This window comes from Thermosulfurimonas marina (assembly GCF_012317585.1).
In the GTDB taxonomy this organism is placed as follows: Bacteria; Desulfobacterota; Thermodesulfobacteria; order Thermodesulfobacteriales; family Thermodesulfobacteriaceae; genus Thermosulfurimonas_A; species Thermosulfurimonas_A marina.
Genome location: NZ_CP042909.1, coordinates 908,932 through 930,042, shown reverse-complemented (window position 1 = coordinate 930,042; position 21,111 = coordinate 908,932). Strand labels below are relative to the sequence as shown.

Annotated in this window: 19 protein-coding genes and 1 tRNA gene; 14 read left to right on the top strand and 6 right to left on the bottom strand. The window is 61.6% G+C overall.

Annotated elements, in window-relative coordinates; translation table 11 throughout:
• The first annotated feature begins 45 nt into the window (after positions 1-45).
• Genes lysS through rpmB form a run of 5 tightly spaced genes read left to right on the top strand, consistent with a single transcriptional unit; the run spans position 46 to position 6,344 of the window.
• Positions 46-1,536, top strand: a complete 1,491-nt coding sequence (gene lysS, locus FVE67_RS04980) for a lysine--tRNA ligase (RefSeq protein WP_168719539.1) — start codon at positions 46-48, stop codon at positions 1,534-1,536.
• The gene (locus FVE67_RS04975) at positions 1,536-2,756 is read left to right on the top strand and encodes an FtsX-like permease family protein (protein ID WP_168719538.1); all 1,221 of its coding nucleotides are present in this window, start codon (positions 1,536-1,538) and stop codon (positions 2,754-2,756) included. The genes lysS and FVE67_RS04975 overlap by 1 nt, the downstream gene beginning before the upstream one ends.
• Positions 2,749-3,462 carry an ABC transporter ATP-binding protein gene (locus FVE67_RS04970; protein ID WP_168719537.1) on the top strand — a complete coding sequence of 238 codons (714 nt, stop codon included), beginning with the start codon at positions 2,749-2,751 and terminating at the stop codon, positions 3,460-3,462. Before FVE67_RS04975 ends, FVE67_RS04970 begins: the two co-directional genes overlap by 8 nt.
• Positions 3,434-6,100, top strand: a complete 2,667-nt coding sequence (gene bamA / locus FVE67_RS04965) for an outer membrane protein assembly factor BamA (RefSeq protein WP_168719536.1) — start codon at positions 3,434-3,436, stop codon at positions 6,098-6,100. The genes FVE67_RS04970 and bamA overlap by 29 nt, the downstream gene beginning before the upstream one ends.
• Before the next feature lie 46 nt (positions 6,101-6,146).
• Positions 6,147-6,344, top strand: coding sequence for a 50S ribosomal protein L28 (gene rpmB / locus FVE67_RS04960; RefSeq protein ID WP_168719535.1), 198 nt, complete (start codon positions 6,147-6,149; stop codon positions 6,342-6,344).
• Here the strand turns inward: rpmB and FVE67_RS04955 are convergent.
• The gene (locus FVE67_RS04955) at positions 6,341-8,509 is read right to left on the bottom strand and encodes a RelA/SpoT family protein (protein WP_168719534.1); all 2,169 of its coding nucleotides are present in this window, start codon (positions 8,507-8,509) and stop codon (positions 6,341-6,343) included. The genes rpmB and FVE67_RS04955 overlap by 4 nt on opposite strands.
• 57 nt (positions 8,510-8,566) lie before the next feature.
• Positions 8,567-8,639: transfer RNA gene (locus FVE67_RS04950), tRNA-Thr, on the bottom strand.
• Between the two features lie 63 nt (positions 8,640-8,702).
• Between FVE67_RS04950 and FVE67_RS04945 the strand changes: the two genes are divergently transcribed.
• Positions 8,703-9,302, top strand: coding sequence for a CDP-alcohol phosphatidyltransferase family protein (locus FVE67_RS04945; protein WP_210534555.1), 600 nt, complete (start codon positions 8,703-8,705; stop codon positions 9,300-9,302).
• Here the strand turns inward: FVE67_RS04945 and mtaB are convergent.
• Positions 9,202-10,494: a tRNA (N(6)-L-threonylcarbamoyladenosine(37)-C(2))-methylthiotransferase MtaB gene (gene mtaB / locus FVE67_RS04940; protein WP_168719532.1), complete on the bottom strand. Its 1,293-nt coding sequence runs from the start codon at positions 10,492-10,494 to the stop codon at positions 9,202-9,204. The two genes, FVE67_RS04945 and mtaB, sit on opposite strands and share 101 nt — an antisense overlap.
• Before the next feature lie 59 nt (positions 10,495-10,553).
• On the opposite strand from mtaB, the gene FVE67_RS04935 reads away from it, so the two are divergent.
• The 4 genes from FVE67_RS04935 to FVE67_RS04920 are packed head-to-tail and all read left to right on the top strand — an operon-like array spanning position 10,554 to position 14,443.
• Positions 10,554-10,856, top strand: a complete 303-nt coding sequence (locus FVE67_RS04935) for a J domain-containing protein (protein ID WP_168719531.1) — start codon at positions 10,554-10,556, stop codon at positions 10,854-10,856.
• Positions 10,857-12,086: an aspartate kinase gene (locus FVE67_RS04930; protein ID WP_168719530.1), complete on the top strand. Its 1,230-nt coding sequence runs from the start codon at positions 10,857-10,859 to the stop codon at positions 12,084-12,086. It abuts the gene before it with no gap.
• Positions 12,083-13,684 (top strand): citramalate synthase, encoded by a 1,602-nt coding sequence (gene cimA / locus FVE67_RS04925; RefSeq protein WP_168719529.1) that lies wholly within the window; start codon positions 12,083-12,085, stop codon positions 13,682-13,684. The genes FVE67_RS04930 and cimA overlap by 4 nt, the downstream gene beginning before the upstream one ends.
• Positions 13,685-14,443 (top strand): ATP-binding protein, encoded by a 759-nt coding sequence (locus FVE67_RS04920; protein ID WP_168719528.1) that lies wholly within the window; start codon positions 13,685-13,687, stop codon positions 14,441-14,443.
• 39 nt (positions 14,444-14,482) lie between these two features.
• Here FVE67_RS04920 and FVE67_RS04915 read toward each other — a convergent pair whose 3' ends face one another.
• Positions 14,483-14,683 carry a hypothetical protein gene (locus FVE67_RS04915; protein WP_168719527.1) on the bottom strand — a complete coding sequence of 67 codons (201 nt, stop codon included), beginning with the start codon at positions 14,681-14,683 and terminating at the stop codon, positions 14,483-14,485.
• Positions 14,684-14,767: 84 nt separating this feature from the next.
• Here FVE67_RS04915 and FVE67_RS04910 point away from each other — a divergent pair, with 84 nt between their 5' ends.
• The 4 genes from FVE67_RS04910 to rimO are packed head-to-tail and all read left to right on the top strand — an operon-like array spanning position 14,768 to position 18,217.
• A complete protein-coding gene (locus tag FVE67_RS04910) occupies positions 14,768-15,799 on the top strand; it encodes a L,D-transpeptidase family protein (RefSeq protein ID WP_210534554.1) in 1,032 nt (343 codons plus the stop codon).
• A complete protein-coding gene (gene panC / locus FVE67_RS04905) occupies positions 15,696-16,541 on the top strand; it encodes a pantoate--beta-alanine ligase (protein WP_168719525.1) in 846 nt (281 codons plus the stop codon). Before FVE67_RS04910 ends, panC begins: the two co-directional genes overlap by 104 nt.
• Before the next feature lie 3 nt (positions 16,542-16,544).
• Complete coding sequence (gene panD, locus FVE67_RS04900; protein ID WP_168719524.1) at positions 16,545-16,916, top strand: aspartate 1-decarboxylase; 372 nt, start codon at positions 16,545-16,547, stop codon at positions 16,914-16,916.
• Positions 16,913-18,217: a 30S ribosomal protein S12 methylthiotransferase RimO gene (rimO, locus tag FVE67_RS04895; protein WP_168719523.1), complete on the top strand. Its 1,305-nt coding sequence runs from the start codon at positions 16,913-16,915 to the stop codon at positions 18,215-18,217. The genes panD and rimO overlap by 4 nt, the downstream gene beginning before the upstream one ends.
• Here the strand turns inward: rimO and hypF are convergent.
• Together hypF and hypB are read right to left on the bottom strand one after the other, a co-directional pair.
• Positions 18,178-20,466, bottom strand: a complete 2,289-nt coding sequence (gene hypF, locus FVE67_RS04890; protein WP_168719522.1) for a carbamoyltransferase HypF — start codon at positions 20,464-20,466, stop codon at positions 18,178-18,180. The genes rimO and hypF overlap by 40 nt on opposite strands.
• Positions 20,442-21,107: a hydrogenase nickel incorporation protein HypB gene (gene hypB, locus FVE67_RS04885; RefSeq protein WP_168719521.1), complete on the bottom strand. Its 666-nt coding sequence runs from the start codon at positions 21,105-21,107 to the stop codon at positions 20,442-20,444. Before hypB ends, hypF begins: the two co-directional genes overlap by 25 nt.
• Positions 21,108-21,111 lie beyond the last annotated feature (4 nt).

Genomic DNA, 21,111 nt, shown 5'->3' with positions numbered 1-21,111 from the left:
AGGCCTAAGGTTTGAGGCACGAGATCCCTGGAAAGGAGGACGGCGGTGAAGGAGGAAAGCGCGGTCCTGGAAGCTCGGCGCAAAAAAGCCGAAGAGTTCGAGGCCTTAGGGTATCCCCTCTTTCCTAACGATTTTAAGCCCACGGATCGGGCCGGAGCCCTTCAGGAACTTTACCGGGACTACGACAACGAGGCCCTCTCCCGTCTGGGAGACGAATTCCGCCTGGCCGGCCGCCTCATGAGTTGGCGGGACTTCGGAAAGGCGGTCTTCGGCCATATTCAGGACTCCTCCGGCCGCCTTCAGGTCTTTTTCAAGCGCGACGAACTGGGCGAGGAGGCCTTCAAACTCTTCAAAAAATATATCGACATCGGGGACATCATCGGGGTGGAGGGCCCGCTCTTCCGCACCAAGACCGGGGAACTCACCCTACTGGCTCGTAAGGTCCGGCTTCTCACCAAGGCCTTCCGCCCCCTGCCGGAGAAATTTCACGGCCTGCGGGACACCGAGCTGCGCTACCGCATGCGCTACGTAGACCTCATCATGAATCCCCGGGTACGGGAGATCTTTCTCACCCGCACCCGCATTATCCAGTATATTCGGGACTACTTTACCTCCCACGGCTTCCTCGAGGTGGAAACCCCCATGATGCAACCCATCCCCGGCGGGGCTACGGCCCGCCCCTTCAAGACCTATCACCATGCGCTTGAGCGGGAACTCTACCTGCGCATCGCCCCGGAGCTTTACCTCAAAAGGCTTTTGGTGGGCGGGTTCGAACGGGTCTTTGAGCTCAACCGGAACTTCCGCAACGAGGGGGTCTCCACCCAGCACAATCCGGAATTCACCATGCTCGAATTCTACGAGGCCTACGCCACCTACGAGGACCTCATGGTGCGCACCGAGGAGTTACTCTCCGGCCTGGCCCGGGAACTCTACGGGACCACCTGCATCGTCTACCAGGGGCAGACCATCGATCTTACCCCGCCCTGGCCCCGGATCCCTTACCGGAAGGCCTTGGTGGAGATCGGTGGGGTCCCGGAGGAGGTCCTGGAATCTCGGGAGAGGGTCCTCGAGTTTGCCGCCGAACGGGGCATTAAAGTGGACCCTCGGGAGCCGGTGCTGCAGAAACTCTGGGCCAAGCTCTTTGATGTTCTGGTGGAGCCCAAGCTCCTTCAGCCCACCTTTGTCACCGAGTTTCCGGTGGAGATCTCGCCGCTGGCCCGAAGAAATGACCGGGATCCCTCCATTACTGATCGCTTTGAGCTGATTATCGCCGGGCGGGAGATCGCCAACGCCTTTTCTGAGCTTAACGACCCGCGAGACCAGCGGGCCCGCTTCGAGGAACAGATCCGCAAGCGCCTGGCCGATGATCCCGAGATCCACCCGGAAATTGACGAGGACTTTTTGCGGGCCCTGGAGTACGGCATGCCCCCTGCGGCCGGAGAGGGTATCGGTATCGACCGTCTGGTCATGCTCTTTACCGATGCGCCCTCCATCCGGGAGGTCATCCTCTTTCCGCACCTGCGTCCGGAGGCCTGATGGGCTTTGACTGGTTTGTGGCCCGGCGCTACGTACTCTCCCGCAAACGCAACCGGCTCACGGCCCTCATCGCCAATATCTCCGTGGCCGGGATCGCCATCGGGGTGGCCGCCCTCATTGTGGTCATCGGGGTTATGACCGGCTTTCAGGATATCCTCAAGGAAAAGATCCTCTCCGTAAACCCCCATCTGGTTATTGAGCGACTTTCCGGGCCCTTCGTGGAGTATCGACGGGTGGCCGAAAAGGTGCGCCTTCTGGCCGAAAAAGAGGGCGTGGCCTTGGAGGAGGTCTATCCCTTTGTCTCTGAACAGGGCCTTCTTCTTTCTGGGGCCGGGGAGTCCGGGGCCCTCTTGAAGGGTTTGCCCCTGGAGGTCCTCTCCCGTCTGCGGGCCCTGAAACTCCTTTCGGGAAATTATACCGCCTCCGGAAGGCTCCCTTCCCTCCTGATCGGCCGGAGATTGGCCCAGAGGCTGGGGGTTACGGTAGGAGACCGGGTGCGCTTTCTGGTCCCCCGGGGCCGGGTCACTCCCCTGGGGCTCATGCCCCGCTTCAAGACCTTTACCGTGGCCGGGATCTTTGAGACCGGTCTTTACGACTACGACTCTTCGGTGGCCTATACCTCCCTTTCCGCCGTCCAGAAGGCCCTGGCCCTTTCCGGGGTCACGGGACTGGAAATAAAGCTTCGAGATCCCTTCAAGGCCCATAGTCTGGGGCGTCGGCTGGCCCAGAGCCTGGGCTATCCTTATTATGTTCTGGACTGGCAGACCCTGAATCGCAGTCTGTTTTCGGCCTTAAAGCTGGAGAAGACGGGCATGTTCGTGGTGCTCACCCTGATCGTGGTGGTGGCGGCCTTCAACATCGTGGCCGCTCTGGTGATGCTGGTCTCGGAGAAACGTCCGGATATCGCTCTGCTTAAGGCCCTGGGGGCCACGGAAAGGCGGATCCTGCGGATCTTCCTTCTTTCCGGCCTTCTCTTGGGAGCCCTGGGGATCGGGGCCGGCCTGGCCCTGGGGCTTTCCCTGGCCGCCCTTCTTTCTCGGTATCCGGTGATTCATCTCCCCAGCGATGTCTATCCCGTGGATTATCTTCCGGTGCGGGTGGAGGCCCTGGACGTGACGGTCATTGTAGTTTCCGCCCTGGTCCTTACGCTGCTTGCGGCCCTATTTCCGGCCCGACAGGCGGCCAAGACCCCTCCGGCAGAGGTCCTGCGCCATGGCTAACCCTCCGGCTATCGAGGTTCGGGGCCTGCGCAAGGTCTTTGTCCATCCCGAGGGAGAGCTCGAGATCCTCTCCGGGGTGGATCTCTCGGTGGCTCCGGGGGAAAAGCTGGCCATCATCGGTCCTTCCGGGGTGGGCAAGACCACCCTGCTTCACCTCCTCGGGGGGCTCGAAAGGCCCACCGCCGGCGAGATCCGCCATTTTGGAGAGGATATCCTCTCCCTTTCCGACGAAACCCTTTCGGCCTTCCGCAACCGTCATCTGGGTTTCGTCTTTCAGTTCCACTACCTTATGCCCGAGTTCGATACCCTGGAAAACGTCATGCTCCCGGGCCTTCTGGGCGGGATCCCCCGGGAGGAGGTCCGGGCCCGGGCCGCGGAACTGCTCGCCCGCCTGGGGCTCTCCCACCGCCTGAGGCACCGCATTGAGGACCTTTCCGGAGGGGAGAAGCAGCGGGTGGCCATCGCTCGGGCCCTTCTGCTCGGGCCCCGCACGGTGCTCGCCGACGAACCCACGGGAAATCTCGATCCCCAGAGTGCTCGGGAGGTGACCGAAATCCTTTTGCAATTAAACCAAAAATATGCTACTACCCTGGTGGTGGTGACCCATAACTTGAGACTGGCCGCCCGTATGGACCGGGTCCTGCGGCTGGAGGCCGGAAGACTTTGGGAGGTTCCGCGTGAAAAGCTTCTGGCGGTGGACGGTTAAGCTTCTGGCCCTTCTCTTGATCCTCCTTTCTCTTCCGGCCCGGGCCCAGGTAAAACTCCGCCTGCCGGTGATCCTCTATCACTTGACCTACCGGGGTCCGGGGGAGCGGACCCTTCTTCTCAAGCGTCTGGAAGAAGCCCTGGTGGATCGTCTGCGGGCCGAAGGATTTCGGGTGGAGGTCCGCAAGGAGCGCCCCGCGGACCTGGGCCGGGTCCTGGAGGAGGAAAACTTTGTGGCCGCGGCCTGGGGCCAGGTGGTAGAACTGGGCGGACAGGTGAGCGTGGATCTTTTCGTAAAGCGCCGGGGGCACCCGGAGATTTATAGTACTTATGTCTCCGGGGCCCTTTCCGACTGGCCCCTTCTGGAGAAAAAGGCCGCCGAGGCCCTGGTGGCCGCCCTCTTTACCCGACCTAAAGTGGAGGCCATTGAGGTGGCCGGAAACCTCCGGGTGGACCAAGAGGTCATCCTGGAGAAGATCTCCACCCGTTCGGGAGAATTCCTGGACCCGGAAAAGATCCGCAAGGACATCAAAGAGATCTATAAACTGGGCTACTTCGAGGACGTGGCCGTGGAGGCCCGCCCCGGAAAGGAGGGCCTGATCCTTACCTATCGGGTCCTTGAAAAACCGGTCATCCAGGAGATCGTCTTTGAGGGGAATAAGGCCGTAAGTGAGGCCGATCTCAAAAAGGTCATAGAAATCAAGCCCCTTTCCATCCTGAACCTGAAGGAAGTAAATAAGGCCCTCGAGATCATCAAGGCCCTCTATCAGCAGAAGGGCTATTACCACACGGAGGTGACCCCGGAGATCAAGCCCCTTTCCGGCCGCCGGGTAAAGGTGGTCTTTCACATCAAGGAAGGCCACAAGCTCTATATCAAAAAGATCGACTTTACCGGCAACCGGGCCTTTTCGGACAAGGAACTCAAAAAGCTCCTTTCTCTGAGCGAGAAGGGGACCTTAACCTGGGTCCGCAAGGCAGTCCGCACGGTAAAGAGTCTGGTTTCCCCGGAGCCGGCCGCGGAGCCCGGGGTCTACAGCCGACCCTTCCTCTACCGGGACCTGGAGCGTATCGAGGACTTCTATCAAAATCACGGTTTTCTTGAGGCCCGGGTAGGAGAACCCCAGGTGAAAGAAAAAGGCGGCTGGGTTTACATAACCATTCCCATCGAGGAGGGTCCCCGCTATCGGGTAGGCCGCATCGAGGTCCTTCAGGACCTTTACCCCCGGGAAAGGATCTTCAAAGAGCTTACCCTTCCTAAGGAAAAATACTTCAGCCGGGAGGCCCTCAAGCGGGACCAGCTCCGCATCGCCGATCTCTTTGCCGACAAGGGCTACGCCTACGCGGAGGTCAAACCCGAACTTGAGCCCGACCGCAAGACCCACACCGTAAAGGTGGTCTTTCGGGTGGATCGGGGCCCGCTGGTTTATGTGAACCGCATTGAGATCGTGGGCAACACCAAGACCCGGGACAAGGTTATCCGCCGGGAGCTCCTGGTGGTGGAGCAGCGGCCCTTTAGCGCAAGCCGTCTTAGAAAGAGCGAGGCCCGCCTGCGGCGTCTGGGCTATTTTGAGGACGTTTCCATCGAGAAGGAAAAGGGGGTCAAAGAAAACCTCATGGATCTTACGGTCAAGGTCAAGGAGCAGCCCACCGGGACCTTTAGCATCGGGGCCGGCTACAGCTCTGTGGACAAGCTAATCTTCATGGGCCAGATCTCCCAGCGCAACTTCCTGGGCAAGGGCCAGACCCTTTCCTTTCAGGGCCTTCTGGGGACCCGCTCTAGCCGCTATGCCCTCTCTTTCTTCGAGCCTTACCTCCGGGACAGTAAGTTCTCCCTGGGCCTTTCCCTTTACAACTGGAGCCGGGAATACGAGGACTTCACCCGGGACTCCTCCGGAGGAAGCTTCCGGATAGGTTATCCCCTCACCCCGGATCTTCGCGTTTACGGAGGTTATCGCTATGACGACACCGAACTTTCGGACCTCAATCCCTTCGTTTCGGACATCATCAAGCAATCCCTGGACATCAAAATCACCAGTGCTCTAGAGTTCGGGCTGAGTTACGATACCCGCAATCGCTGGTTTGTCCCCACCAAGGGCACCCTCCAGCAGCTGGATTTCGAACTGGCCGGCCAATTCCTAGGGGGAGATAGCGAATATCTGAAGACGGTCTACCAGGGGCACCTCTATTTCCCCCTGCCCCTCCCCCGCGACCTTGTAGCCCATCTCCATGTGGGAGCCGGATACATTACCGAGGGCTCGGGCAAGAAGGTCCCGGTCTATGAGAGATTCTTCCTCGGGGGGCTCAACTCCATTCGGGGATATCGCTACGGGGACGTAAGCCCCATTGATCCGGAGACCGGCGAGCGCATCGGGGGCACCCGCATGGCCTTCCTTCAGGCCGAGACCATCTTTACCCTCATCCGGAGCATCAACCTCAAGGGCGTACTCTTTTTCGACACCGGCACCGTCTGGGACAAGGCCCACGGCTTTGATTCTTCGGAACTGCGCAAGAGTGTGGGCTTCGGTATTCGCTGGCTTTCTCCTATGGGCCCCTTGCGCATCGAGTTCGGATGGAATATAGATAGGAAGCCGGGCGAGGACAGCAGCAACTGGAACTTCCAGCTGGGAGGCACCTTCTAGAAAAAGGTACCCGGCAGGTGAAAAGACGGCCCAAGGAGGGAGGAAGATGTCCAGGGTTTGTGAAATCTGCGGGAAGCGTCCCCACACCGGACACAAGATCAGTCACTCGGCCAAGCGGTCCGGGCGCTGGTGGTATCCCAATCTCCAGAGGGTACGGGCCAAGCTTCCCAACGGTCAGGTGCGGCGCCTTCGGGTCTGTACCCGTTGTATCAAGGCCGGCAAGGTCCAGAAGGCTGTCCGTTAGGAAAAACGCCGCCTCACCCGCAAAACACCCTTTACGGACCGGAGGTTGGCCATAATCCTTTCTAGGTGGTTCCGGTCCGTAACTTCCACCACAATATCGAAGACGGCCCGCCGATCCGGGGTGGTGTCCACCTCGGCCTTGAGGATGTTGGCCTCGGCTGCCGTGATAGCTCCGGAGACTTCGGCCAGCATGCCTTTGCGGTCTTGAGTGAGGACGGAAAGCCTGACCGGGTGCACTGCGCCGTCGGTCTTTTCCCAGCGGACCTCGATCTTCCGTTCCTCATCCAGCAGGGCCACGTTGGGGCAATCGACCCGGTGCACCGAAATGCCCCGGCCTCGGGTAATGTAGCCTACCACCTCATCTCCGGGCACGGGATGGCAACAGCGGCTGAGGTGAAAGAGCACGTCTCGCATGCCATCCACGGAAAGGACTTCGCTCCGCATCCGATATTCTACGGCCTCGGCCCCCCGCTCTCCGGCCGGCCGAGCCGGAGGGGCAGGCCTTTGGTCGGGAAAGGCCCGGCGCAGGACCTGCTGGGGAGTAAGTTTCCCATAGCCTACGGCGGCGATCATTTCTTCTACATTCTTGAAATTGAAGCTTCGGGCCACCTCCTCCGCCGCGGGGGAGTCTATAAAGTCCGCAAAATTCCGGCGGTGCTTCCGAAATTCCCGGGAAAGGACCTCCCGTCCCAGGGCCAGGGCCTGCTCCCGTTCCTCCTGCCGCAACCACTGGCGAATGCGGCTTCGGGCCCGGCTGGTCTTTACAAACTTGAGCCAGTCCCGGCTGGGCTTTTGCGTGGGGGAGGTCTCGATCCGGACCACATCCCCGGTCTGTAATTCGTAGTCCAGGGGCACCAGTCGATCGTTCACCCAGGCCCGCACACAGTGATTCCCCACCTCGGTATGGATGGCGTAGGCGAAGTCCACCGGGGTGGCCCCCCGGGGAAGGACCTTGATGTCTCCCCTAGGGGTGAAGACATAGACCTCTTCGGGGAAGAGGTCCAGCCGCAGGGATTCCAGAAATTCCCGGGGATTCTGGAGTTCTTTCTGGAGTTCTACCAGGCGTTCCAGCCATTCGAACTTCCGGCCCTGTCCGGGGGCAAGTACGGTCCCTTCCTTGTAAAGCCAGTGGGCGGCGATTCCCTCGTTGGCAATACGGTCCATCTCCTCGGTGCGGATCTGAATCTCGATGCGCTTGCCCCCGGGCCCCATAACCGTGGTGTGAAGACTCTGATAGAGATTGGGCTTGGGAACACTGATGTAATCCTTGAAACGGCCGGGGATAGGGGGCCAGAGGGCATGGAGGATCCCCAGGACCTGATAGCACTGGGACACGGTCTTGACGATTACCCGAAAGCCGATGAGGTCGTAGATCTGGTCGAGCTGGTCGATGGTCAGTCCGTAGCGCTCCAGCTTGCGATAGACACTCCAGAGATGTTTGGTGCGTCCCAGGACCCGGGCTTCGATCCCATGCTTGGCCAGCTCCTCGCGGATAATTCTCTTGACCTCCTCCACATAGTCCTGGGCGGCCTCCACCCGCTTTTCCACTTCGGCCTTAAGCCGGCGGAACTCTTCAGGATAAAGGTACTGGAAGGAGAGATCCTCCAGCTCCTGTTTAAGCCAGTCGATCCCCAGGCGGCTGGCCAGGGGAGCGTAGATGTCCAGGGTCTCCTGGGCAATCCGGCGGCGTTTTTCCTCGGGCTGAAACTCCAGGGTGCGCATGTTGTGCAGACGGTCGGCCAGTTTTACGAGGATGACCCGGAGGTCCTGGGCCATGGACAGGAGCATCTTGCGATAGTTTTCCGCCTGTCTTTCCAGACGGCTGGCCTTCGGAAGGGCCGAGAGTTTGGTTACTCCATCCACGATGAGGGCTACCTCTGGCCCGAAGTGCCGCCGGATTTCTTCCAGGGTTACCGCGGAGTCCTCTACGGTATCGTGGAGGAGGCCCGCAGCGATGGTGGGAAGATCCAGCCTCATCCGGGCCAGGATGTAGGCCACCGCCAGAGGGTGCGAAAGATAGGGCTCTCCGGATTTGCGGACCTGGCCGGCATGAGCCTTGGCCGCGAAGACGTAGGCCTTTTCTACCAGGTGGGTATTGGCCCCCGGAAGATAACTCTGAATCTGGTCCAGAATGTCGCTGATGCGGATGACGCGGGGGTAGTTCATGTTATTAATTTAAATCTCTTTGAAATCCCCGCCAAATCGGCAGACCTTGAAAGGAAGAGCCGGCGAGGGGACTCGAACCCCTGACCTGTGGATTACGAATCCACTGCTCTACCAGCTGAGCTACGCCGGCAACCCAACTCCATTTTAATCCCGGGGCTTCGCTTGTAAAGAATCACCTTCTATAATGCAAGCCGTGTTCACCTGGGCGAATCTCCTCACACTTTCCCGGCTCCTCCTGGTCCCGCTCATCGTTATCCTTCTATTGAACGAAAGCCGCACCCCGGCCCTTATCCTCTTCCTCCTTGCCGGCCTTTCCGACGCCCTGGACGGTTTCCTGGCCCGGCACCTCAAGCAGCGCACGGTCCTGGGGGCCGTGTTGGACCCTCTGGCCGACAAGTTCCTGCTGGACACCATCTATATCCTCTGTGCCTGGAAGGGGTTTCTGCCTCCGGCCCTGGCCGTGCTGGTAGTGAGCCGGGACGTCTTGATCGTGGGCGGTTTCCTGGTCCTTTATCTCTTTTCCAGTCCTCCGGAGGTCCGCCCCAGTCTTCTTTCCAAAGCCAATACCCTCTTTCAGATCCTTACCGCCGCTTGCGTTCTGGCTCAGGCCCCGGAAGGCCTGCTCCATCCCCTTTTCTATCTCACCGGGGGGCTTACCGTGGCCTCCGGACTGCACTATCTTTACCTGGGCTTTAAACTCTTTCCCCCCAAAGATGCGTCCCCTCGGCCCTCACCACCCGGACCGGAACGATCCTCCCCCGCAGGTCCTCCGGAGAGGAGAAAAGGACCGTAAGGTAGTTTTCGCTGGTCCCCTTCCAGCAGGGCCCCTCTTTCCTTTCTACCAGCACCTCTAGGAGTTGGCCCTCCTGGCTCCGGGCAAAGGCCCTCTTTTTTTGAGCCGCGAGTTCCCGCAGGGCCCGGGCCCTTTCGGCCACCACCTCTGGGGAGGGGCGGGGCCTGGTCGCAGCCGGGGTCCCAGGCCTCGGAGAATAAGGGAAAAGGTGAAGATAGGTAAGGGGGCTTTCTTCGATCAACCGGTAGGTGCGAGAGAAGGCCTCCTCGTCCTCTCCGGGGAACCCCACCAGGACATCCGCTCCCAGGGCGGCTTTCGGAAAGCGGGCCCGGATCTCCCGCAGGACCGAAAGATAGAAGTCCCCAGTGTAAGGGCGTCCCATGGCCGCAAGCACCCGGTCGTCACCGCTCTGGAGCGGGATATGGAAGTGGGGACAGAACCTTTCCGAGGTTGCGGCCCAGGAGAGGAGGTCCTCCGTAACCTCGGTGACCTCTAGAGAAGAAAGACGGATCCGGAAGGAGCCCACTTTTTCCAAGGCCCGCAGGAGATCCACCAGGGTGGCCGGAGGAGAAAGATCCCTCCCCCAGGCCCCTAGGTGGATTCCCGTGACCACCACCTCTTGAAATCCCTCCTCTTCAAAGATCCGGGCCTGCTGAAGGACCTCCGGGAGAGGAAGGCTTCGGGAGGGGCCCCGGGCCAGCGGCACCACACAATAGGCACACCGCTGACTGCAGCCGTCCTGGACCCGGAGGAAGGCCCGGGTGTGTCCCGGAAAGCGCCGAAGAGGCGCGGGGAGGGCCTTCCGGAAGCCCTCAGAAGGGCTCACCCGGATCTCTCCCCGCAGACTCTCTCCAGTATGAGAAAGGATCTCCGGGATGGCGAACTTTTCCTGATGGCCCAGCACCAGGGCCTCTCCCCCGGCGGCCTTCTGAACTTCCTCCGGCTGGACCTGGGCGTAGCAGCCGGTGACCACTACCAACCGGGGGCGAGCAGCCCGGGCCCTACGGATGAGTTTGCGGCCTTCGGCCGCGGCCTTTCCGGTCACCGCACAGGTATTTACCACCACGATCTCCGGCCGCTCTCCAAGCTCTACCCGTACCAGCCCCCGGGCCGAAAGGGCCTCCTCCAGAAAGGCCCCCTCCACCTGATTTACTTTGCACCCCAGGGTAATTACGGCAAAGGTCTCGGGCATGTCCTCCTTGGTTCGGAAAGATTGAAGAAAATTCGTTTAAGATTATCTTAAGGAGCGTTATGCGGGGTCACAAGTGGCGCAAGATAGAGGAGGCGCGCCGGCTTCTGGGGCTTCCCCGGGAGACCACTCGGGCGGAGATCCGGGAGGCTTACCGGCGTCTGGCCGCCCGTTTTCATCCCGACCGGCAGGGAGATCCTGAACGCATGAAGGCCTTGAACGAGGCCTACCGTCTCCTTATGGACTACTGTGATCATTATCGCATCGAGCTTTCCCCTAACGATCGGGGGGCCTCGGCGGAGGAGTGGTGGTTTCTGCACTTTGGAGAAGACCCGGTTTGGGCGGGAAAGAGGGAGGAAGAATAGATGCTCATCGTCCAGAAGTTCGGAGGCACCTCGGTGGGAGATCTGGAACGCATCCGGAACGTGGCCCGGAGGGTGGCCCGCTATCGGGACCAGGGCCACGATCTGGTGGTGGTAGTTTCGGCCATGGCCGGGGAGACCGACCGCCTCCTTTCTCTGGCCCATGAGATCACTCCGGACCCTTCCCCTCGGGAGCTCGATATGCTGGTGGCCACCGGGGAACAGGTCACGGCCTCCCTTCTGGCCATCACCCTGAAGGCCCTGGGTTATCCGGCGCGGGCCTTTCTGGCCCATCAGATTCCCATTCTTACCGACGCCCTTCATACCCGGGCCCGCATCCAGGACATTCAACCCGAGCGTCTGCGGGAGGCCCTCTCCCGGGGGGAGGTGGCCGTGGTGGCCGGATTTCAGGGAATGACTGAAGAGGGAGACATCACCACCCTGGGTCGCGGGGGTTCGGACACCACGGCCGTGGCCCTGGCCGCAGCCCTCAAGGCCGACCTCTGCGAGATCTTTACCGATGTGGAGGGGGTTTACACCGCCGATCCCCGGATCGTTTCCCGGGCCCGTAAACTCGAGAAGATTTCCTACGAGGAGATGCTGGAGCTGGCCAGTGCCGGGGCCAAGGTGCTGGATATCCGGGCGGTGGAGCTGGCCATGGTTTATAAGGTGCCGGTCCACGTACGTTCTACTTTTTCGGAGGCCCCAGGCACCATCATTACCGAGGAGGACGAAGAGATGGAAAAGGTCCTGGTCTCAGGGGTTACCTACAACCGTAACGAGGCCCGCATCAGTCTTTACGGAGTGCCGGATCAGCCGGGAGTGGCCGCCCGTATCTTCGGGCCCATTGCCGAGCGGGGCATCCTGGTGGACATGATCATCCAGACCGGCCGGCCCGACGGCCGGGCAGACCTCACCTTCACCGTCCCCCGGACCACCCTGCGCGAGGCCGTGCGCCTGGTGGAGGAGGTCGCCCGGCAGATCGGGGCCGAGCGGGTAGAAAGCGCCGAGGATATCGCCAAGGTCTCCATCGTGGGCGCGGGGATGCGCACCCACGCGGGGGTGGCGGCCAAGATGTTTGAGACCCTGGCCCGCCACGGAATAAATATCCAGATGATTTCTACCTCGGAGATTAAGGTCTCCTGTGTGATCGACGAGAAATTTACCGAATTGGCGGTGCGGGCCCTGCACGAAGCCTTCGGCCTTGATCGTCCTCCGGAGGAGGAAAGATGAGTCGCAAGGTGGAGATCTACGATACCACCCTGCGCGACGGGACCCAGGCCGAGGAATTCAATCTCTCCGTAGAAGACAAGGTCCGGGTGGCCCTCAAACTGGATGAGCTGGGAATTGACTATATCGAGGGGGGGTGGCCGGGCTCCAATCCCAAGGACGCCCGGTTTTTCCGAGAGATTCGGGACTATCGCCTGCGGCATGCCCGCATTGCGGCCTTCGGAAGCACCCATCACCCCCGCAAAGAGGCCCATCTTGACGAAAACCTCAAGGCCCTCTTAGAGGCCAAGACTCCGGTGGTAACCATCTTTGGAAAGACCTGGACCATCCACGTGAAAGAGGCCTTAAAGACCACCCTGGAAAGAAATCTGGAGATCATCGAGGCCTCGGTACGCTTTCTGCGTCCGCATGTGGAAAAACTCTTTTACGACGCCGAGCATTTCTTTGACGGCTTTAAGGAAGACCCGGACTATGCCCTAGAGACCCTCAAGCGGGCCCGAGAGGCCGGAGCCGACGTGCTGGTCCTCTGTGACACCAACGGAGGCACCCTTCCCCACGAGATTGTGGAGATCATCCGGGAGGTCAAAAAGCACCTGGGCAAAAAAACGGTCTTTGGCATTCACGCCCACAACGATTCCGACTGTGCGGTGGCCAACAGCCTGGCCGCGGTGCTGGAGGGCGCGGTGCAGGTCCAGGGGACCATGAACGGGGTGGGAGAGCGTTGCGGAAACGCCAACCTCTGCTCCATCATTCCCAATCTGGTCCTCAAGATGGGTTACGAATGCGAGGCCGGAAAGAACCTCCACCGGCTTACCGAGGTCTCGCGGTTCGTCTTCGAGGTGGCCAATCTGCCCCACCCCCGGCACCTTCCTTATGTGGGCCGCAGTGCCTTTGCCCACAAAGGAGGGGTGCATGTTTCGGCCATCCTGCGGCACCCCCGCACCTACGAACATATCGATCCCGAACGGGTAGGAAACACCCGACGGGTCCTGGTCTCGGACCTTTCGGGGCGCTCCAACATCGTTTATAAGGCCCGGCAGTTCGGGCTGGAGCTTTCGGCCGAAGATCCGGTGGTGGGACGTATCGTGGAGGAGGTCAAAAAACGGGAGGCCGAGGGCTACGAGTATGAAGCCGCCGAGGCCTCCCTGGAACTCCTGATGTACCAACTCCTGGGAGAGCCCAAGCGGTATTTCGAGCTCCTGGGCTATCGGGTGCTGGATCTCCGCCCCTCGGAGGACGGCCCTCCCCTGGTGGAGGCCACGGTGGTGGTCCGGGTCCCTCCCGGAGTGGGGGAGGTGGAGCATACCGCGGCGGTGGGCAACGGTCCGGTCAACGCCCTGGATCACGCCCTGCGCAAGGCCCTGGAGCGTTTTTACCCCCAGCTCAAGGAGATGAAACTCGAGGACTATAAGGTGCGGGTGCTTCCGGGGATTCCGGGGACCGGGGCCCGGGTGCGGGTCCTCATCACCTCCCGGGACCACCATCGTCAATGGGGCACCGTAGGAGTCTCGGAGGACATCCTGGAGGCCAGCTGCCAGGCCCTGATCGAAAGCTATACCTACAAACTCTATCTGGACCGCAAGGCCAAGGGGGGAAGTTAGATGGCCGTAAGGATTGCTCTTGCCGGAAAGGGGGGCACGGGGAAGACCACCACCGCCGCCCTTCTTATTCGCTATCTGGTGGAGACCGGAAAGGGGCCGGTGCTCGCGGTAGACGCCGACCCCAACGCCAATCTCAACGAACTTCTGGGGCTTACCGTGGAGACCACCCTGGGGGAGGTCAAAAACGAGCTGCGCACCAGCGTTCCGGAGAGCATGGCCCGGGGGGATTTCATGGAGATGCGGGTCCACGAGGCCCTGGTAGAGGCCGAAGGCTACGACCTTCTGGTTATGGGGCAACCCGAGGGCCCGGGCTGCTACTGTGCGGCCCATTCCTTTCTCTCGCAGGCCCTGCAGCGCCTGGAAAAGAGCTATCGCTATCTGGTGGTGGACAATGAAGCCGGGATGGAGCATCTTTCCCGGCTCAACATGGTGGAAATCGACCACCTTCTGGTGGTCTCCGACGCCTCAAGCCGCGGGGTGCTCACCGCGGCCCGCATCGCTGCCCTGGTAAAACCCCTGCAACTCCAGGTGGGGCACAAGTGGCTTCTGGTAAACCGGGCCCCGGATCCCGTCCCGGAGGCCCTGGACCGTTACGTACGGGAAACCTGCGCCAAAGAAGGCCTGACCTTCCTGGGCTATTTACCCGAAAGCCCAGAGATCTTTGAACTGGAAGTGGAACAGAAACCCCTTTGGGAACTTCCTGAAGAAGACCGCCTTCTCCGAAAGGCTTACCGGCTTTTTGAGGAGATGCTCAAATAAAAGGGCAGGCCCCAGAACGGGGCCCGCCCTTAAAAGGCTTTAGCAACCCTCCACCGCGGCCTTTTTCTGGACCTTGATCTTCACTTCCTGTCCGGCCTCGGCCTTACATTTCCCCTTCACCTCTACCACCATGGTCTTTCCGTCGAATTCCTTGATGGTCCCCTTGCAGGACTTGGCCAGGGCCCCCATGGGAGCGGCAAAGACCATCGCCATCGCCAGAGCCATAATCTTCTTCCTCATATCCGCACCTCCTTCTTTTTTTCAAACTAATGAATATAATAAGGCCAAACACCCCGAAAATCAAAAGGCCGAGTTCCACAAATTTTGAAAGGGAAGGAATTTTATCTCTTTTTAGGCTTGCTTTTCGTCACTGTCTCCATTTTTTCGCCCTTTTGGAGTGGTCTGGGGCAGGAGATCCCTTCCCGGTCTCGCTGGGTGGTGGTGGAGAAGGCCTCAAGAAGGGTCTTCCTTTACGAAGACGGGCGGCGGATAGCGGCCTTCCCTTGTTCCCTGGGGCTTGATCCCCTTTCTCCCAAAAGGGCCCGGGGAGATTTCGCCACCCCGGAGGGCCTTTACCGGGTGCGGGAAAAGCACCCCTCCCGGCGCTACTTTCTCTTTGTGGGACTGGATTATCCCAACCTCAAGGATATTCTTTTGGCCCGTTGGGAGGGACGGATCTCGGAAAGGGAATTCCGGGAGTATCTTTCGGCCTGGGAGGCCGGCCGGCCCCTTTCCGGACCCCTGGGAGACGGGCTGGGCCTCCACGGAGGGGGTCTTTTCCGGCAAAAGGAAGGACAACGGATCCGGGACTGGACCCACGGGTGTGTGGCCCTGAAGAATTCCGACATGGAAAGGCTCTATCGCTTTGTCTCCCCCGGTACCCCGGTCCTCATTTATGATCGCCGAAAACCCCTGGCCCAGACCCTGCTTGAGCTTGCCCCCGGAAAGATCCGGGGGCCTCTGCGAGAGGTAAGATTGCGGCTGGCCCTGGCCCCGGGGCTTGAGGCGGATCTTCTGGCCTCGTCCCGGAGGGACGGCCTGCTCCGCCTGGAAGTGGTGGGCTTTTCCGAAGGAAAAGTGGTCTTTTTTCTGAAAGACACCAACGGAAACGGACATCTTGAGCCCCTGGATCGCCTTTGGGGGAGATTTCCCGGGGGATACCCTTCTTTAAGGGGGCTCATCCTTGATACCCTCCCCCGGGAGGTATTACACTTAGTGCGGGAAGGTCAGACCTTCGGGGTGATGGAAGAGGATGGAGGTCCTTTCTCGGGTATCCGAAATGCAGGCCCGGGCGGAGGCCCTGCGGCGGGAAGGCCGCCGCATTGGCTTTGTGCCCACCATGGGTTATTTCCATGAAGGACACCTGGCCCTCATGCGCCGGGCCCGCGAGCTTTCCGACACGGTGGTGGTCTCGGTCTTCGTGAACCCCATCCAGTTTGGTCCCCAGGAGGACCTTTCCCGTTATCCCCGGGATCTGGAAAGGGACCGGCGCCTGGCCGAATCTGTGGGGGTGGACATCCTCTTTGTTCCCTCGGTGGAAGAGATGTATCCTGAGGGTTTTCAGACCTATGTAGAGGTTACGGAACTTTCAAAGCCCCTCTGTGGGGCCCGCCGGCCGGGGCACTTCCGCGGAGTCTGCACCGTGGTTTTAAAGCTTTTCCATATTGTCAAACCGCAGGTAGCGGTCTTCGGGGAGAAGGACTATCAGCAGCTCAAGGTCATCCAGCGTATGGTGCGGGATCTTAATCTCGACATAGAAATCGTGCCCCATCCCACGGTGCGGGAGCCTGATGGGCTGGCCATGAGTTCCCGGAACACCTATCTTCGCCCCGAGGAGCGAGAGTCGGCCCTGAGCCTTTACCGTTCTTTGGAGCTGGCCCGGCGCCGTGTGGCCGAAGGGGAACGCCGCGCGGAAGTGCTTAAAAAAGAAATTGTGGAGTTTATTCAAGCTCATCCCGGAACCCGTATCGACTATGTGGAGTTCCGGGATCCGGAGACCCTGGAGGAAAAGACCAGGGTGGACGGTCCTACGCTTTTGGCCCTTGCGGTCTTCGTAGGTAAGGCCCGGTTGATTGACAATACCATCCTGAGGCCTTAAGCCGTGTATCGCCGCTTTCTCTGCGCCAAGATTCACCGGGCCCGGATCACGGGCAAGGAGCTTTGCTACGAGGGGAGCCTCACCCTGGATCCGGAGCTTATGGAGGCGGCGGGGCTTCGGCCGCTGGAGGCGGTCTGGGTCTATAACCTGGCCAACGGGGCCCGCTTTGAGACTTACCTCATCGAAGGCCGGCGGGGCTCGGGGGAAGTGGTCTTGAATGGAGCGGCGGCCCGCCTGGGCGAGGTGGGAGACGAGATCATCATTGCCGCCTACGCCTGGGTGAGCGAGGAGGAGCTTTCCCGCTTTTCCGCCCGCCTGGTTTATGTGGACGAGAAGAACCGCGTGCGGGAGATCCGGGAGGCCAGAGCCTCTTGAAGGTCTACGCTGTAAGTCTGGGCTGCCCCAAGAACCGCACCGATACGGAAAAACTTCTGGCCCGTCTTCTCGAGGCCGGAGTGGAGCCGGTGCTGGTCCCGGAGGAGGCCGACCTCCTGGTGGTCAACACCTGCGCCTTCATCCGCCCGGCGGTCCGGGAGTCCATCGACACCATTCTGGAACTCGCCGAGGCCAAGCGCCCCGGGCAGAGGCTGGCCGTGGTGGGCTGCCTTCCGGCCCGCTTCCGGGAGGAGGCCCTGGCCCATCTTCCGGAGGTGGATCTTTTTATGGGGATCGAGGCCTATCGGGCCGCCGGGGACCTCCTCTTCCGGGAAAGAGGGCTGCTCCTTCGCCCGGAGGGGCCGGAGACCGCCCGGAGGATCCTTACCGAAAACCCCTTTTACGCCTATCTCAAGGTCACCGAGGGCTGCCGGCACGGCTGTTCCTTCTGTACCATTCCCCGCATCCGGGGCCCCCTGAGAAGCCGGCCCTTAAAAGAGATCCTCCGGGAGGCCGAGGGCCTTCTGGCCCAGGGGGTGCGGGAGATCATCCTCGTGGGCCAGGACGTCTCCGCCTACGGGCTTGACCAAGGCCGGGCGGCGCTTCCGGAGCTTTTGCAGGCCCTCCTCCGGATCCTTTCTCCCGGGGCTCGCCTGCGCCTTCTTTATCTTCATCCCGAAGGGGTGAGCCCGGAATTGATGGAGCTTCTGGCCACCGAAGAGGCCCTGGCCCCCTATCTGGACCTTCCGGTGCAGCACGCCCACCCGGAGATCCTGAGGCGCATGCGCCGGCCATATCGGGCCGAAGATCTTTTGCGCCTTCTTGAGGAGCTGCGCCGGAGGCGGCCAGGGATCGGCCTGCGCACTTCGGTCATCGTGGGCTTTCCCGGGGAGGGAGAAGAGGAGTTTGCGGCCCTCCTTTCCTTCCTTTCTCAGGCCCGGTTCGACCACCTCGGGGCCTTTGTCTATTGGCCAGAAGAGGGCACTCCGGCGGCCCGTCTCCGTCCCCGGCCCTCCCAGCGCATAGCCCGCCGACGGCGCCACCGGGTCCTGGCCCTTCAGCGGGAGATCTCTCGGGAAAACCTCCGGGCCCGGGTGGGGACCGAAGACCTGGTCCTGGTCACCGGTTATGACTCCAGGGGCCGTCCGGTGGGACACGCCGGCTTTCAGGCCCCGGAGGTGGATGGCCATACGGTGATCGTAAGGGGAATCCCGGTGGAGCCCGGGGATCTCGTCCGAGTGCGGTTTGTGCGGAGCTTTACTTACGACCTCTGGGCCGAGGCCCTGGAGAGGCTGGCGTAGACCGCCTGGCCGTAAGAAAGCCCCCCATCATTAGGGGGGATGCGGGAGTTAAAGACCGGAAAAAGGCCGTACTTTTCCAAAGCCGAAAGTGTCTCCTCAAGAAAAAGAGCGTTTTGGAAGCACCCTCCGGAAAGGACCACCCGTCGAAGGCCGGTCTTTTCGGAAAGCTCGCTCAGGACCCGGGCCAGGCTCTGGGCCAGCCCCCGGTGAAACCGGGCGGCCACCTCCTCTGGAGGCACCCCGGCCCGGAGATCCCTTAAGGCCTCTCGTACGAATTCCCAGGCCGGAAGCTGAACCCCTTTCCTTTCCCTGCGGGGGGCCACCTGGTAAGGTCTTTCCCCCACCCCCTCTGCGGCCAAGGCCTCCAGGCGGGCGGCCAGTTCCCCTTCATAGTGGTTGACCGTCTCCCCGGAAAGGAGGCACCCCAGGGCCTCAAAGAGCCTTCCGGCTCCGGTGGTAAGCGGCCCCCGGGAAAGGACCCTCCGGGCAACCTCCAGCTTCTCCGCCGGAATCTTCCTCAGGGGTTCGGGGACCTCCTCGGTAAAGAAGGAGAGATAGGCCAGGAGCATGCGCCAGGGTTCCCTTTCCGCGGCCTGGCCTCCGGGCAGGGGCACCGGGGAAAGGCTCCCCAGCCGCCGAAAGACCGGACCCTCCACCAGATAGATCTCTCCCCCTCGGATGAGGCCATCTTCCCCCAGACCGGCTCCGTCGAGCACCAGGGCCAGGGCCGGCTCTTCGGCGGACTCTCCCAGGGCGCTTAAGGCGTGGGCCAGGTGGTGTTGGACTTTTAAAAGACGCAGTCCCTCCTTTTGGGCCCTCTCTTCGGCCAGACGGGTGGAAAGGTAGTCCGGGTGTAGATCACAGACCACCTGCTCCAGGGGCAGATCGAAGAGCCTCCGGTAATGGGTCAGGGTCTCTTCAAAGCGTCTCAGGATGGGAAGACTCTCGAGATCTCCCAGATGGGGGCTCATCAGGGCCTGATCCTCGCGGGTCACGGTGAAGGTGTTTTTGAGTAGCGGGCCCACGGCCAGGGTCCCGGGGGCCCGGCGGGGAAGGGAAAGGGGTTCCGGCACAAAGCCCCGGGCCCGGCGGAGGAGAACCGGGCGGTCTCCGCACAGGCGGAGCACAGAGTCGTCCACCGGGGCCACGATGGGCCGGTCGTGGAGCAGAAAGTAGTCGGCTACCCCGGAAAGGCGGCTAAGGGCTTCTTCGTTCCGGTAGCAGAGGGGCTCCTCCGAGAGGTTTCCGCTGGTCATCACCAGGGCCAGTCCGGGCCAGGCCCGGAGGAGAAGATGATGGAGCGGAGTGTAAGGAAGCAGGAGGCCCACTAGATGGAGGCCCGGGGCCACGGACTCGGCCAGGGGAAAGGGGCGGCGTTTGCGGGCGAGCACGATGGGGGCCTCCGGGGAGGAGAGCCAGTGCTCTTCGGCCGGGGTAAGTTCGGCGATCTTTCGGGCTGCTGCCAGATCCCGCACCATGACCGCCAGGGGTTTTTTCGGGCGGCGCTTACGCTCCCGCAGGAGTCTTACCGCGGCCTCGTTTTGGGCATCACAGACCAGGTGGAACCCTCCCAGGCCCTTGAGGGCCCAGAGGGCCCCTTCCCTGAGAGTCCGGACCACAAAGGCCAGGGGATCGGCGACGGGGATCCTCTCTCCTCGGGCGTCGCAGAGCCAGATCTGTGGCCCGCAGACCGGGCAGGCATTGGGCTCGGCATGAAAACGCCGGCTCCGGGGATCCCGATATTCGGCCAGGCACTCCGGACACATTTCAAAGGAGCGCATGGAGGTCTTAGGCCGGTCGTAGGGCAGGGCCTCGATCACCGTGTAGCGGGGGCCGCAATCGGTGCAATTGGTAAAGGGATAGCCAAAGCGGCGGTCACCCGGGTCCAGGATTTCCGAAAGACAGGCTTGGCAGGTGGCCACATCCGGGGGGGCCAGGGTGTGGGAAGGCCCCTGCCGGGTCTCCACGATGGCAAAACCTTCCGGAGGGGGCTCGGACAGTCCGCGTACGCGAAGCCTCTGGAGGCGGGCCAGGGGAGGGAGCTCGGAAATCAGGGAGGCGGAAAAGGCGGAAAGGGCCCTGGGGGTGCCCCAGACCGCAAGCTCTACCCCCTCGGGGCCGTTCCTTACCCAACCCTTGAGGTCCAGCCGGGCCGCCAGGCGGGCCACAAAGGGCCGGAAGCCCACCCCCTGGACCCGCCCCTGCAGGACAAATCGGCGCCCTTTTATTCTAGAAGAAACTTTACCCACTCCTCAAGGCCTTCTCCGGTGCGGGCGGAGACCCGAAAGATCTCTATTTCGGGATTGATCCTCCGGGCCCGTTCGGCCACCTTTTCCGGGTCAAAGTCCACATAGGGCAGAAGATCCAGCTTGGTAAGGACCAGAGCCCGGGCCCGCCGGAAGGCCTGGGGATACTTTTCGGGTTTGTCTTCTCCCTCGGTCACCGAAAGGACCACGACGGAAAGCTCCTCTCCCAGGTCAAAATCCGCGGGGCACAGGAGGTTGCCCACGTTTTCGATAAAAAGGATCTCCGGGGGAGGACCGGCCAGTTCGTGAAAGGCCCGGTGGACCATGGCCGCATCCAGATGACACACGCCCCCGGTGGTCACGGCCGCCACCGGGATCCCCAGGGACTCCAGGCGCTCGGCGTCCCGCCGGGTTTCGGGGTCCCCCTCAATGACCGCCAGGCGCCTTCCGGAAAGGGCGCGGGCCGTGGCCTCGATAAGGGTGGTCTTTCCGGCTCCGGGGGAACCCACCAGATTTACGGCCTTGACTCCCAGCCGCTGAAACCAGGCCCGGTTGCGCTCCGCCACCTCTTTATTGCGCGAGAGGATTTCCCGGGCCACCTCCACCCGCAGGGATCTTTCCCCGCAACCGCAACTCTCACACATGGGC